The sequence below is a fragment of the Citrobacter sp. MGH100 genome (assembly GCF_001034465.1).
Lineage (GTDB): Bacteria > Pseudomonadota > Gammaproteobacteria > Enterobacterales > Enterobacteriaceae > Citrobacter > Citrobacter youngae.
Window position 1 is genome coordinate 2327053 of record NZ_KQ089800.1, and the last position, 13696, is coordinate 2340748.

Sequence of the window (13696 nt, forward strand, 5' to 3'; positions counted from 1 at the left end):
ACCGGCGGAGGGGTCTGCACCGACGCCTGCTTGTGCACATCTGTACGGGGCGGCACCGGCGGAGGGGTCTGCACCGACGCCTGCGCGCGTACCGCTCCTGGTGAAGGTTTCGGCACACAAATCTCTATACTGGCCTTCTTTATAGCGGCCTGTGGTAATGGCCGTGGTCCTTGTGATATTAAACCACTAATATTTGTGGGTGTTTGTCCACTATTTGCCACTCCAACTAATTTGTTAGTTTTAGAGTTAAAGACAGAAACCTCACATATACTATTACCCCTAACTCCCGGGTTATTATGAGTTCTACTCTTTGTAGAGCAGTCTGCTGGAATATCATTTATACCCATAAAGTTCCTCATTTAATTTCATTAATAATAAATAATAGTTATACTTTACAAGAAGGAATATAAAAACCATAAAGCAGCAGAAAAATAACATAAAAACCCTCATCAAACTTTCAAAAAACGCTCATAATAGTTTGATGGCAAACAAAGAAAATGATTATTATCTTTCATTATTAAACACTAAACATTCACCATGTTTATACAAATAAAAAACGAAGTTGATTATTCAACTTCGTTTTTTAAATAAAGAGCAATTGCCAAATTTAACTACGAACCAACATTACCACCCAGTAAAAAAATTACTGCACTTCAGCCAGTTGGCGCTCGCGACGGCGTTTGAATACCCAGCCTGCAAGCAGCAGGAGAATCCACGCAAAACCGACGTACAGCGAAATGCGGGTATCCGGATGATAGCCAATCAGAGCGATGATAAAGACCAGGAAAATCAGGCCAACAACGGTCGTCGTTACCCCACCCGGTACTTTAAACTTCAGCGCTTTGACCTCTTCCGGCGGCAGACGACGACGGAAGGCGATCTGCGACAGCAGGATCATAATCCACACCCAAACCGTGGCGAACGTTGCTAGCGAAGCGATCACCAGGAAGACGTTTTCCGGCATGATGTAGTTAAGATACACCGCAAACAACAGCGCGATGGTCATCACCATCACTGTTACCCACGGCACGCCACGACGCGACGTTTTGGCGAACATTTTCGGGGCACTGCCCTGCTCTGCCATACCGTGCAGCATACGCCCCACACCGAAGACGTCAGAGTTGATGGCCGACAGCGACGCAGTCAGGACGACAAAGTTGAGGATCCCGGCTGCAAAGGTAATGCCCATATGCTGGAACGTCATAACGAACGGGCTACCGTCGGTACCGACCTGGTTCCACGGGTAGATAGACATAATGACGAACAACGTCCCCACATAAAACACCAGGATACGCATTGGTACGGAATTGATAGCGCGCGGAATAGATTTTTCCGGGTCTTTGGCTTCGCCTGCGGTAATCCCGATAATCTCAATCCCGCCGTAAGCGAACATCACCATTTGCAGCGACATCACCATGCCGAGCCAGCCGTTGCTGAAGAAACCGCCGTTGCTCCACAGATTATGGATACCGGTCGGTTGCCCGCCGTTGCCAATCCCCCAAATGATGATACCGAAACCGGCGACAATCATGATGATGATGGTGGCGACTTTGAAGAATGAGAACCAGAACTCCAGTTCGCCAAACACCTTCACGCTCATCAGGTTAATGGCGCAGATAATCAGCACTACGCTGAGTACCCAAATCCAGTGCGGTACGGCCGGGAACCAGACGCCCATGTAAATACCGAAGGCTGTCACGTCGGCAATGGCGACAATCAGGATTTCAAAACAGTAGGTCCAGCCGGTAATGTAACCAGCCAACGGTCCGAGGTTTTCCTGCGCATAGCGCGAGAAAGAGCTGGCAGCCGGGTTATGAACAGACATTTCGCCCAGCGCACGCATAATAATATACGCCGCCACGCCGCCGATAATATAGGCCAGCAACACGCTCGGCCCCGCCATTTTGATGGCATCGGCTGAACCATAGAACAGCCCGGTACCAATTGCTGAACCTAATGCCATAAAGCGAATGTGCCGGGTGCTCAGCCCACGCTTTAGCTTGTTATTACTTTCCATCGATTCCTAACCTGTTAACACAATAAAAAAACCACGGGGCCATATTAATAGCCCCGTGGTTAAAACTTATTGTCAGTGATATTAGTGTGCGCTGGAGGTCACTTGTCGACCCGCTGCGCGATCCCAGATAACGGCCAGGACCACCATCACGACTGTTGGCATCAACCACGCCAGCCCCTGCTCCGCCAGCGGTAAACGCTGGGTCCAGGCTGGTAAGACATCGCCAATTGCAGAAGCTTTAATGCCATCAAGGATACCAAAAATCAGGCTGATAAACATCGCAGGTGCAATGACGCGGGAAGAATTATGCCACCATGAGCGGGTAAAGCTTAATACAACCAGTGCGATACATGGCGGATAGATAGCCGTCAGCACCGGAATAGAGATCTGAATCAGATGGCTCAGACCCAGGTTAGAAACCACCATCGAGAAGCCGCCGAGGATAAATACCAGCGTACGATAAGACAGTGGAACATACTGGGCAAAGAACTCTGCGCACGCACAGGTCAGGCCAACCGCAGTCACCAGGCAAGCGATGAAAATCAACGCCGCCAGCAGGAAGCTGCCTGCACCACCGAAGGTGTGCTGAACATACGCATGCAGAATTGCCGCACCGTTAGCAGATTGATCGACCAACGTCGCACTGTCTGAACCCAGACGGAACAACGCAAGGTACAGCAGCGTTAAACCCACGCCCGCCATCAGCCCAGCCCAGACGGTGTAACGGGTCAACAAACGCGCTTCGGTAACACCACGCGAACGAGCGGCGTTAACGATAACAATACCAAACACCATCGCGCCCAGCGTATCCATGGTCAGATACCCGTTCACGAAACCATTAGAAAATGCCGCAGTTTGGTAGGCTTCCATCGCATTACTGATCGGGCCCGCTGGCCAGACAATCGCCGCCACGGAAAGCACAACCAGTGCCAGAATTTTCAATGGAGCAAGGAAGTTGCCCACGGTATCCAGCAGTTTGCCGGGATACAGTGACACCAGAATCACAATCGCGAAGTACACCACGCTGTAGATGAACAGCGGCAGCGCAGAATCACCGGTCAGCGGTGCAATCCCAACTTCGAACGAAACCGTTGCGGTACGCGGCGTGGCGAATAATGGCCCCACGGCCAGATAGCAGACGGTAGCCAGTAGCAGACCAGCAACTTTACCGATAGGTGTGCTCAGTCGGTCCACACCACCACCGACTTTCGCCAGCGCGACAACGGTAAGTACCGGCAGGCCAACGGCGGTAATCAAAAAGCCAAAAGCCGCAGTCCAGACGTGTTCACCTGCCTGCAAACCAACCATTGGGGGGAAGATGATGTTTCCTGCACCAACGAACAGTGCAAATGTCATAAATCCCAAAGCGATAATATCGCGCGATTTTAACTGATGGGTCATAAAGTCTTACTGCCTGTGGATGTGGTGTTGAAAATAGTAAATTTTTGCCTTTCCCTGGGGGACAATACAGCGGCATTTTTGCTCAATTCCAGCGGGAAACACTCCCGACCTGGCGCGGCGAAGAATAGTTTTTCGATTTACCGCGTAAATGCAGTCGGTATGACAGCACCTGGAGCGCAATTTAAACGCTTATAACGTTTTAAAGCAAGGTGGGATCCAAAAACCAGAACAATATAGCGATATGAAAAATGGGGTTAGCACAAAACACCATTTCATGGAAAAAGGTATGGGTAATAGTTCGAACAAAAAACAATCAAACGTCGTAAAATTCAGGAGTCATATATTGACCGCATAGAAAAAGCCAGCTTGTGCTGGCTTTTGGAAAGATAATCTTACGAATGTGCTTTAACCGTTACTTTTGGCAATCAAACGTTCCGGGATCACGAAACTAAATCGCGTCCCTTTGCCTGGTTCGCTTTCGATATTCAAACGGCTGTCGTGATGATGCAGCGCATGTTTCACGATGGCAAGGCCCAACCCGCTACCGCCCGTTTGCCGCGATCGCGCTTTATCTACGCGATAAAAACGCTCGGTCAGGCGTGGAATATGCTCGGCGGCAATACCTGGACCGTTGTCTTCCACACAAAATTCCGCCCCCGAGGCCACATGCTGCCAGCGTACGGTAATGTGCGTTCCCGCAGGGGTGTGGTTCACCGCGTTATAGACGAGATTCGAGATAGCGCTACGCAACTGCTCCTCGTTACCCCGCACGTTCAGGCTGTTATCAACATCAAAAGTAAACGTATGTTTATGCTGGCTCAGCGTTTGCGCTTCGTGCTCAACCACGCGCAGCATCATGGGCACGTCGACCTTCTCATTCAGTTGCAGCGTCGGCGCAGCCTCAATTTTTGACAGCGTTAGCAGTTGCTTCACTAACCCTTCCATACGGTACGTTTGTTCACGCATGGTATGCAGCGCTTTTTCGCGCGTTGTCCCTTCCAACGGATGCTCCTGCATCATTTCCAGATAGCCTTGCAGCACCGTCAGCGGCGTGCGCAGCTCATGGCTGGCGTTGGCGAAAAAGTTACGTCGGGAACCTTCCAGTTGATGCATCTGCGTAACGTCGCGCGCCACCATCAGCAGTTGCTTATCGGTATAGGGCATCACGCGAATTTCCAGATGCCGTCCGGTATTGAGCACCAGATTGATAGGCCGGCTAAAGTCGCGCGTTTTCAGATATTGTGTGAATTCCGGGTAGCGCAGCAGATTAAGGATATTTTGCCCGCTATCGTCCGGCCAGCGCAGTCCCAGAACCTGCTGAGCCAGTCCGTTACACCAGAAGATACCGCCTTCTTCGGTGGTCAACACCACCGCGTCGGGCAGTGATTCCGCCCCGCTGCGAAAACGTTTGATCAGGTTACCCAGTTCTCGACGGCGCTTTTTGTTGCGCAGCTGCATTTGATGCAGCCCATATAACAACGGCTCCCAACTGCCGCGCCCCGGCGGGGGCGTCATACTTCTGTCGACCCATAGCCACCAGGACAAACGTAATAAATTCCAGAAATGCCAGATAAGCAGGCCCGTTACCGACGCCAGTAAAAACCAGGGTAGATAACCAAAAAAAGCGCTAAGGATAAAAGCCGGTATGCAGCAGAGGATCAGCTCCAGCACCAGCCTTTTCCATGACAATCGTTCAAGCAAACGTCTTACTCCATTTACAGCCTAATCCCTCAGGCCCTTATTACTTGCAGTCAGAAGCGGGTCGAAAAGCGATATCCCGTCCCGCGTACCGTCTGCACCATACGATCGTGTCCGCTATGCTCCAGCGCTTTACGCAACCGGCGAATATGCACATCGACCGTCCGGTCCTCTACATATACGTTGGTCCCCCACACATGATTGAGTAATTGCTCGCGGCTGTAGACACGCTCAGGATGGGTCATAAAGAAATGGAGCAATTTGAATTCGGTGGGTCCCATATCCAGTGGATCCTCGCCGGTCATCACACGGTGCGAGGTAGGGTCAAGACTCAGCCCTTGCATCTCGATAACTTCTTCCACCGCCATGGGGGAAATACGTCGTAAAACGGCTTTAATACGCGCCACCAGCTCCTTCGGAGAGAACGGCTTAGTAATATAGTCATCCGCGCCGGTTTCCAGACCCCGCACACGGTCTTCTTCTTCACCGCGCGCCGTCAGCATCATCACGGGGATATCCCGCGTCATCGCTTCCCGTTTGAGGTGTTTAATAAACTGTAGACCCGAGCCGCCGGGAAGCATCCAGTCAAGCAGGACGAGATCCGGCCAGGGTTCATTAAGTTGGTTCACAGCACTGTCATAGTCTTCGGCTTCTACGGGTTGAAAACCGTTTTGCTCGAGCACGAAGCAGACCATTTCACGAATTGGAGCTTCATCTTCTACGACCAGAATACGTCTCGCCATGATTTGCCCTGTTTATAATTAAATCGTTTGCCATCAATACCGTGGCATTATGCGTCACTTTTATGACAGATTTATGAAAAGATAGTCCAGGTTTAACGCAGCCAGGCGAATTATGACAGCCCGGAAACAAGATATTACCGTCCTTGCAAGGTTATAATCTCCGCCATCGTTTTTTTGTCATGGAACTCTTATGCGCATCCTCCACACGTCTGACTGGCATCTGGGCCAAAATTTCTACAGCAAGAGCCGCGCCGCTGAACACCAGGCCTTTCTCGACTGGCTGCTGGAAACGGCACAATCCCATCAGGTGGATGCCATTATTGTGGCAGGTGATATTTTTGATACCGGTTCACCGCCAAGCTACGCCCGCGAGTTGTATAACCGTTTTGTTGTCAATCTACAGCAAACAGGCTGTCATCTGGTCGTGCTGGCAGGAAACCATGACTCCGTTGCCACACTCAATGAATCCCGCGATATTCTGGCGTTCCTCAACACCACGGTCGTTGCCAGCGCCGGCCACGCGCCGCAAGTGCTACCTCAACGCGACGGCACGCCGGGTGCGATCCTCTGTCCGGTTCCTTTTTTACGTCCGCGCGACATCATTACCAGCCAGGCTGGGTTGACCGGGCAAGAAAAACAGCAGCATTTATTAGGTGCAATCACCGACTATTACCAGCAGCAGTATCAGGACGCCTGCGCGCTGCGCGGCGACCAGAATCTGCCAATTATTGCGACAGGGCATCTGACCACCGTCGGCGCCAGTAAAAGTGACGCCGTACGCGATATTTATATTGGGACGCTGGATGCTTTTCCGGCACAAAATTTCCCACCGGCGGATTACATCGCGCTGGGACATATTCACCGGGCACAGGTCATCGGCGGTACGGAACATATTCGCTATTGCGGCTCCCCGATTACACTGAGTTTTGACGAGTGCGGCAAAAGCAAATGCGTCCACCTGGTGAGCTTTGAAAACGGTAAGCTGAGCGCCGTTGAAAACCTCATCGTACCAGTAACCCAACAACTTGCCGTATTGAAAGGCGATTTAGCGACGATTAGCGCACAACTGGAACAATGGCGTGGCACGCAACAGGAACCGCCGGTGTGGTTAGATATAGAAATCGCGACCGATGACTATCTGCATGATATGCAGCGCAAAATCCAGACTCTGACCGAAGATTTACCGGTAGAGGTTTTATTGGTGCGTCGTAGTCGTGAACAACGCGAGCGCATCATGGCCAATGAACGACGTGAAACGTTGAGTGAATTAAGCGTGACGGAGGTGTTTGACCGCCGTCTGGCACTGGAAGAACTCGACGATCCACAGCGTGAGCGCCTGAATCAGCTGTTTAGCACAACCTTACACACGCTCGCCGGGGAGACCGAAGCATGAAAATTCTCAGCCTGCGTCTGAAAAACCTCAACTCTCTGAAAGGGGAATGGAAAGTTGATTTCACGGCAGAGCCTTTTGCCAGCAACGGGCTGTTCGCCATCACCGGTCCAACCGGTGCCGGGAAGACCACCCTGCTGGACGCCATTTGCCTCGCGCTGTACCACGAAACACCACGACTCAATACCGTATCGCAGTCGCAAAACGACCTGATGACTCGCGATACGGCGGAATGTCTGGCCGAAGTTGAATTCGAAGTCAGAGGCGAAGCCTATCGCGCATTCTGGAGCCAGAACCGCGCGCGCAATCAACCAGAAGGTAACCTGCAGGTTCCGCGTGTCGAACTGGCTCGTTGCGCCGATGGCAAAATTCTCGCCGATAAAGTTAAAGACAAGCTGGAAATGACCGCCGAGCTTACCGGGCTGGATTACGGCCGTTTTACCCGCTCGATGCTGCTGTCTCAGGGCCAGTTTGCCGCATTTCTCAATGCCAAACCGAAAGAGCGCGCCGAACTGCTGGAAGAGCTGACCGGCACAGAGATTTACGGCCAAATCTCCGCCATGGTGTTTGAAAAGCACAAAGCAGCGCGTACGGAGCTGGAAAAACTGCAGGCCCAGGCCAGCGGCGTGGCGCTGTTAGCACCAGAGCAGGTACAGTCCCTGACAGAAAGTTTGCAGGTACTTACTGACGAAGAAAAACAGCATCTTACCCGTCAGCAAATCCAGCAACAGCATCTTAATTGGCTCATCCGACAAAATGAGCTGCAGGCAGAAGTAAGCCGCCACCAGCAAGCATTACAGACCGCAAAAGAGGCGCAAGATAAAGCACAACCGCAGTTGGCGACACTCAGCCTGGCACATCCCGCCAGAGCATTGCGTCCATACTGGGAGCGAATTCAGGAACAATCCGCCACGCTCCGCCGAACACGACAGAATATTCAGGAAGTGAATGCTCGCTTACAAAGCAGCTTAGCGCTGCGCGGGCGCATCCGTCAGCAGGCACAAAAACAGTCGGCGACCCTGCTCACCGAACAGCAGGCGCTAACCGACTGGCTGAACGAACATGACCGTTTCCGCTTATGGAGCAGCGAACTGGCAGGATGGAAAGCGCTATTGGCACAGCAATCTGACGCTAACGAGCAGCTACGTCAGTGGCAAAAACTACGCGACAGCGACGTGCGCAAGCTGGATGCACTGCCGCTTCCCTCGTTGGCCCTTAGCGCGCAAGAGGTCACGGTAGCGCTGGCGCAGCACTCACAGTTGCGTCCATTACGCCAGCAACTGAGCAATCTGCATGGACAAATTGCGCCGAAACAAAAACAACTGGTACAGCTACGCACCACAATTCAGCAGCGCCAGCAGGAGCAAGCACAACGCAACGCGGCCCTGGCAGAAAAACGTCAGCGCTATAAAGATAAAAATCAGCATCTGACCGATGTGAAAACGCTCTGCGAACAGGAAGCACGGATTAAAGATCTGGAAAGCCAGCGTGCTTTACTGCAGTCCGGACAGCCTTGTCCGCTTTGTGGCTCCACGACACATCCGGCCATTGAGCACTATCAGACCCTCGAACTCAGCGTCAATCAGGCGCGGCGTGAGGCATTAGAAAAAGAGGTCAAAACGCTGGCCGATGAGGGGTCAACGCTACGCGGGCAGCTCGACGCGATAACCCAACAGCTACAGCGCGATGAACGCGAGGTACAGACGCTTTCTCAGGAGGAGCAAGCACTTACTAAAGAGTGGCAGACGCTGACTACCAGTCTGAACATAACGTTGCAACCGCAGGATGATATCGCCCCCTGGCTTGCAGCCCAGGAAGAACACGAACAACAGCTTCACCAGTTGAGCCTGCGTCATGCCCTGCAGGCACAAATTACTGCACATTCCGAACAGATAACCCAGCTTCAACTGCATATTGAACAGCGGCAGACTACGCTTCTCGCTGAATTAGCCCGCTACGGTCTGTCGCTTCCTGCCGATGACGATATCACCGCCTGGCTTAACGCACGTGTGGGCGAAGCGCAGATGTGGCAGCGTCGCCAAAATGAACTGACCGAGCTCCAGGCGAAAATGGCACAGCTTGCGCCATTGCTGGAAACGCTGCCTGAAACCGAGGCGCTTTCTGAAAACATTGAGGATTTGTCGCTGGAAAACTGGCGGCAGGTGCACGACGATTGCCTCTCTTTACAGGGACAGTGGCAAACCTTGCAACAGCAGGAGGCGCAGGACGTTCAGCGCGCCGCGGAAATCCAGGCGCAGTTTGATGCCGCATTGCAGGCCAGCATCTTTGCCGATCGCGACGCCTTTATTGCCGCCCTGCTGGACGAAGAGACCTTTAATCGCCTGGAGCAGTTGAAGCAATCACTGGAAGGCCAGCGACAGCAGGCGCAAACGCTGGTTAATCAGGCCCAGCAGGCACTGGCGGCTCATCAACAGCAGCAACCAACAGAAGTGGATCTCACGCTGACGGCGCAGCATCTGCACGATGCACTGGCGCAGCTCACGCAACAACTGCGGGATAACACCACGCGCCAGGGCGAAATTCGCCAGCAGCTCAGGCAGGATGCCGAAAACCGCCAGCAGCAGCAGACCCTGATGCAAGAGATTGAAAAGGCCTCACTGCTGGTTGAAGACTGGGGTTACCTGAATGCGCTGATCGGCTCGAAAGAAGGTGATAAATTCCGCAAATTTGCCCAGGGACTGACGCTGGATAACCTGGTCTGGTTGGCCAACAACCAGTTAACCCGCCTGCACGGTCGCTATCTGTTGCAACGCAAGGCCAGTGAGGCGCTGGAACTTGAAGTGGTGGATACCTGGCAAGCCGATGCCGTGCGTGATACCCGCACGCTCTCCGGCGGCGAGAGCTTCCTCGTGAGCCTGGCGCTGGCGCTGGCGTTGTCCGACCTGGTCAGTCACAAAACACGTATTGACTCCCTGTTCCTCGACGAAGGTTTCGGCACGCTGGACAGTGAAACGCTGGATACCGCCCTCGACGCGCTGGATGCCCTGAACGCCACTGGCAAAACCATTGGCGTGATAAGCCACGTTGAAGCGATGAAAGAACGTATTCCCGTGCAAATCAAGGTTAAAAAAATCAATGGATTAGGTTACAGCAAACTCGACAAGATGTTTGCGGTGGAGTAATCACCCTGTGGGTGTGGTTTCACAGGCCGGATAAGCGCTAACGCCATCCGGCACGCTATGTAGCACAATATTGCATACTCAGGGGCGGATATGGAATGGCATTCCACTTCGCTTATCCGCAAGCTATCCCTTTATTGACGGCGAGCATTCAGCGCTGTGGCGCACATCCTGCGTCTTTATTGTTGGCAGGTAGTATGAAAAAAGTCATTTTCTCTTTAGCCCTCGGGACGTTTGGGCTGGGCATGGCCGAGTTTGGCATTATGGGCGTCTTAACCGAACTGGCGCGTGACGTGGGCATATCCATCCCCGATGCTGGCCATATGATTTCGTTTTACGCCTTTGGCGTTGTCATCGGCGCACCCATTATTGCCGTGTTTTCCAATCGTTTTTCGCTTAAGCATATTCTGCTGTTTCTGGTCACACTCTGTGTCGTCGGTAACGCCATCTTCACCCTCTCTTCCAGCTATTTTATGCTGGCGGTAGGCCGGCTGGTCTCCGGGTTTCCACACGGGGCATTTTTTGGCGTCGGCGCGATTATCCTGTCAAAGCTGGCGCGCCCTGGTAAAGTTACCGCCGCCGTGGCGGGTATGATTTCCGGCATGACCGTCGCCAATCTGATTGGCATTCCCATTGGCACCTGGCTGAGTCAGACGTTTAGCTGGCGCTACACGTTTCTGCTGATTGCCGTGTTTAACATCGCCGTTATTCTGTCGGTTATGTTTTGGGTACCCAACCTCCGCGACGAAGCAAAAGGCAGGCTACGCGAGCAATTTCACTTTCTGAAAAGTCCCGCACCGTGGCTCATTTTCTCCGCCACCATGTTTGGGAACGCCGGTGTTTTTGCCTGGTTCAGCTACGTAAAACCCTACATGATGTACATCTCTGGTTTCTCCGAAACGCTGATGACTTTCATCATGATGCTGGTTGGGCTGGGGATGGTGTTGGGCAACCTGCTGAGCGGTCGACTGTCTGGTCGCTACACGCCGCTACGCATTGCGGTAGTAACTGATTTTGTGATTGTACTGGCCCTGCTGCTGCTGTTTGCATTCGGCGGCATCAAAACCGCCTCGCTGACGTTCGCCTTTATTTGCTGCGCGGGTCTGTTTGCGCTATCAGCACCGCTACAAATATTACTGCTACAAAACGCGAAGGGCGGTGAACTGCTGGGGGCGGCCGGTGGGCAAATGGCCTTTAATCTGGGTAGCGCAATTGGCGCTTACTTCGGCGGCTTAATGTTGACGTTGGGTTTTGCCTACAACTACGTCACGATCCCTGCGGCTCTACTGTCTTTTACCGCGATGTCATCACTGCTGATCTATGGTCGCCTGAAGCGCGGCGTGCAACAACAGGTTGCACCCGCGACATAAACGTTTATGCCTGCGGCCACAGCCAGGCCGCGCCGCGCACGCCACTGGAGTCACCGTGAAACGCCTTGCGCAGAGGCGTTTCACACTCACCGCCAAAAACAAACTGCTTCATCAACGTCGGGACGTGTTGATACAGCCTGTCGACATTGCTCATTCCCCCGCCCAGTACAATGACATCCGGATCGAGAATATTTACCACATGCGCTAATGATTTCGCCAGGCGTAATTCATATCGGCTCAGCGCCTGTTCCGCCAGCGCATCCTGTTCGTTAACCAGACGGATAATTTCACTGCCTTTTAGCGGATTTCCGCTCAGGCGATGATAATCAGTGGCAAAACCGGTCCCTGAGATAAAGGTTTCAATGCAGCCTTGCTTGCCGCAATAACAGGGTACTTCCTGCCGATAGCGCAGCTCATCTTCGTCCATCCACGGCAGCGGATTATGCCCCCACTCGCCCGCCGTGCCATTCCCACCGGTATGCACCCGGCCATTTAGCGCCACGCCGGAACCACAGCCGGTACCAATTATCACCGCAAACACGGTTTGCGCCCCCGCCGCCGCGCCATCGACCGCTTCAGACACCGCCAGGCAGTTAGCATCGTTTGCCAGGCGGACTTCGCGGTTCAGTCGGGTACTCAGGTCTTTGTCAAAGGGTTGTCCATTGAGCCAGGTCGAGTTGGCATTTTTCACCACCCCGGTATAGGGCGATATTGAACCTGGAATGCCCATCCCCACGGTTCCCATCTGCCCGGTGGCTTTTTCCGCCATCTCCACCAGCGCGGCGATGGTTTCTATCGTTTGCCGATAATCATCACGCGGCGTAGGCAGGCGATGGCGAAAAAGCTGTTCGCCTGCATCGCCAAGCGCGATAACTTCCGTTTTTGTACCGCCCAAATCGATACCTATACGCACAGTTTGCTCCTCTTCCCGATTAACAATGCAAGCATAGCGACAATTCGCTATCATGCCCGCTGGATTTAACGACAAGGCCGTGGAAATTATCATGCTGTGGTTCAAAAATTTAATGGTTTACCGTCTTAGCCGCGATGTTTCTTTGCGTGCCGAAGAGATGGAAAAACAGCTGGCATCAATGACGTTCACCCCTTGCGGTAGCCAGGATATGGCAAAAATGGGCTGGGTTCCGCCGATGGGATCGCACAGCGATGCATTAACGCATACCGCCAATGGCCAAATTATTATCTGCGCCCGCAAAGAAGAAAAAATTCTGCCGTCGCCGGTTATCAAACAGGCGCTGGAAGCAAAAATAATCAAACTGGAAGCTGAGCAGGGTCGCAAGCTCAAAAAGACCGAAAAAGACTCGCTGAAAGATGAAGTGTTGCACTCATTGCTGCCGCGCGCCTTTAGCCGCTTCAGCCAGACAATGATGTGGATCGACACCGTCAACGATCTGATCATTGTCGACTGTGCAAGCGCGAAGAAAGCGGAAGATACGCTGGCACTGCTGCGTAAAAGCCTCGGTTCACTGCCGGTTGTCCCGTTGACGATGGAAAACCCTATTGAGCTAACGCTAACCGAATGGGTTCGCTCCGGCACAACGGCACAGGGATTCCAGTTACTGGACGAAGCCGAACTGAAAGCGATGCTGGAAGACGGCGGCGTGATCCGCGCGAAGAAACAGGATCTGGTTTGCGATGAAATTGCCGTACACATCGAAGCAGGCAAACTGGTCACCAAACTGGCCCTCGACTGGCAGCAGCGTATTCAGTTCGTTATGTGTGACGACGGCTCCATTAAGCGTCTGAAGTTCAGCGACGAGCTGCGCGATCAGAACGAAGATATCGACCGTGAAGATTATGCTCAGCGTTTTGATGCCGATTTTATCCTGATGACAGGTGAACTGGCGGCGCTGATTAAAAGTCTGGTGGAAGGATTAGGCGGCGAAGCGCAACGTTAGCCCTGTTTAGCGAATGGCGAC

9 protein-coding genes are annotated in these 13696 nt (G+C 52.9%); 4 read left to right on the forward strand and 5 right to left on the reverse strand.

The annotated features are described in order from the left end of the window. Positions 1 to 643: 643 nt before the first annotated feature. The 4 genes from proY to phoB form a co-directional block, all read right to left on the reverse strand. Positions 644 to 2017, reverse strand: a complete 1374-nt coding sequence (proY, locus tag SK32_RS10970) for a proline-specific permease ProY (RefSeq protein WP_048212450.1) — start codon at positions 2015 to 2017, stop codon at positions 644 to 646. An 81-nt stretch (positions 2018 to 2098) separates the two neighbouring features. Beyond that, positions 2099 to 3418 (reverse strand): branched-chain amino acid transporter carrier protein BrnQ, encoded by a 1320-nt coding sequence (brnQ, locus tag SK32_RS10975; protein WP_048212451.1) that lies wholly within the window; start codon positions 3416 to 3418, stop codon positions 2099 to 2101. Between the two features lie 405 nt (positions 3419 to 3823). Then, the gene (gene phoR / locus SK32_RS10980; protein ID WP_048212452.1) at positions 3824 to 5119 is read right to left on the reverse strand and encodes a phosphate regulon sensor histidine kinase PhoR; all 1296 of its coding nucleotides are present in this window, start codon (positions 5117 to 5119) and stop codon (positions 3824 to 3826) included. A gap of 50 nt (positions 5120 to 5169) precedes the next feature. Then, the gene (gene phoB / locus SK32_RS10985; protein ID WP_003021496.1) at positions 5170 to 5859 is read right to left on the reverse strand and encodes a phosphate response regulator transcription factor PhoB; all 690 of its coding nucleotides are present in this window, start codon (positions 5857 to 5859) and stop codon (positions 5170 to 5172) included. Between the two features lie 190 nt (positions 5860 to 6049). Between phoB and sbcD the strand changes: the two genes are divergently transcribed. The 3 genes from sbcD to araJ all read left to right on the forward strand — a co-directional run bounded on the left by sbcD (position 6050) and on the right by araJ (position 11759). Continuing rightward, complete coding sequence (sbcD, locus tag SK32_RS10990; protein ID WP_048212453.1) at positions 6050 to 7252, forward strand: exonuclease subunit SbcD; 1203 nt, start codon at positions 6050 to 6052, stop codon at positions 7250 to 7252. After that, on the forward strand, positions 7249 to 10392 hold the full coding sequence (gene sbcC, locus SK32_RS10995) for an exonuclease subunit SbcC (protein WP_048212454.1): 3144 nt from the start codon (positions 7249 to 7251) through the stop codon (positions 10390 to 10392). Before sbcD ends, sbcC begins: the two co-directional genes overlap by 4 nt. Positions 10393 to 10586: 194 nt before the next feature. After that, on the forward strand, positions 10587 to 11759 hold the full coding sequence (gene araJ / locus SK32_RS11000; protein WP_048212620.1) for an MFS transporter AraJ: 1173 nt from the start codon (positions 10587 to 10589) through the stop codon (positions 11757 to 11759). Positions 11760 to 11763: 4 nt separating this feature from the next. Here araJ and mak read toward each other — a convergent pair whose 3' ends face one another. Then, positions 11764 to 12672, reverse strand: a complete 909-nt coding sequence (mak, locus tag SK32_RS11005; RefSeq protein WP_048212455.1) for a fructokinase — start codon at positions 12670 to 12672, stop codon at positions 11764 to 11766. A gap of 91 nt (positions 12673 to 12763) precedes the next feature. Between mak and rdgC the strand changes: the two genes are divergently transcribed. Beyond that, a complete protein-coding gene (gene rdgC / locus SK32_RS11010; RefSeq protein WP_048212456.1) occupies positions 12764 to 13675 on the forward strand; it encodes a recombination-associated protein RdgC in 912 nt (303 codons plus the stop codon). Positions 13676 to 13696: the final 21 nt, after the last annotated feature.

Coding starts and splice junctions, on each gene's coding strand:
- sbcD (WP_048212453.1), top strand. CDS start 6,050: ATGCGCATCCTCCACACGTCTGACTGGCATCTGGGCCAAAATTTCTAC.
- araJ (WP_048212620.1), top strand. CDS start 10,587: ATGAAAAAAGTCATTTTCTCTTTAGCCCTCGGGACGTTTGGGCTGGGC.
- proY (WP_048212450.1), bottom strand. CDS start 2,017: ATGGAAAGTAATAACAAGCTAAAGCGTGGGCTGAGCACCCGGCACATT.
- rdgC (WP_048212456.1), top strand. CDS start 12,764: ATGCTGTGGTTCAAAAATTTAATGGTTTACCGTCTTAGCCGCGATGTT.
- phoB (WP_003021496.1), bottom strand. CDS start 5,859: ATGGCGAGACGTATTCTGGTCGTAGAAGATGAAGCTCCAATTCGTGAA.
- brnQ (WP_048212451.1), bottom strand. CDS start 3,418: ATGACCCATCAGTTAAAATCGCGCGATATTATCGCTTTGGGATTTATG.
- sbcC (WP_048212454.1), top strand. CDS start 7,249: ATGAAAATTCTCAGCCTGCGTCTGAAAAACCTCAACTCTCTGAAAGGG.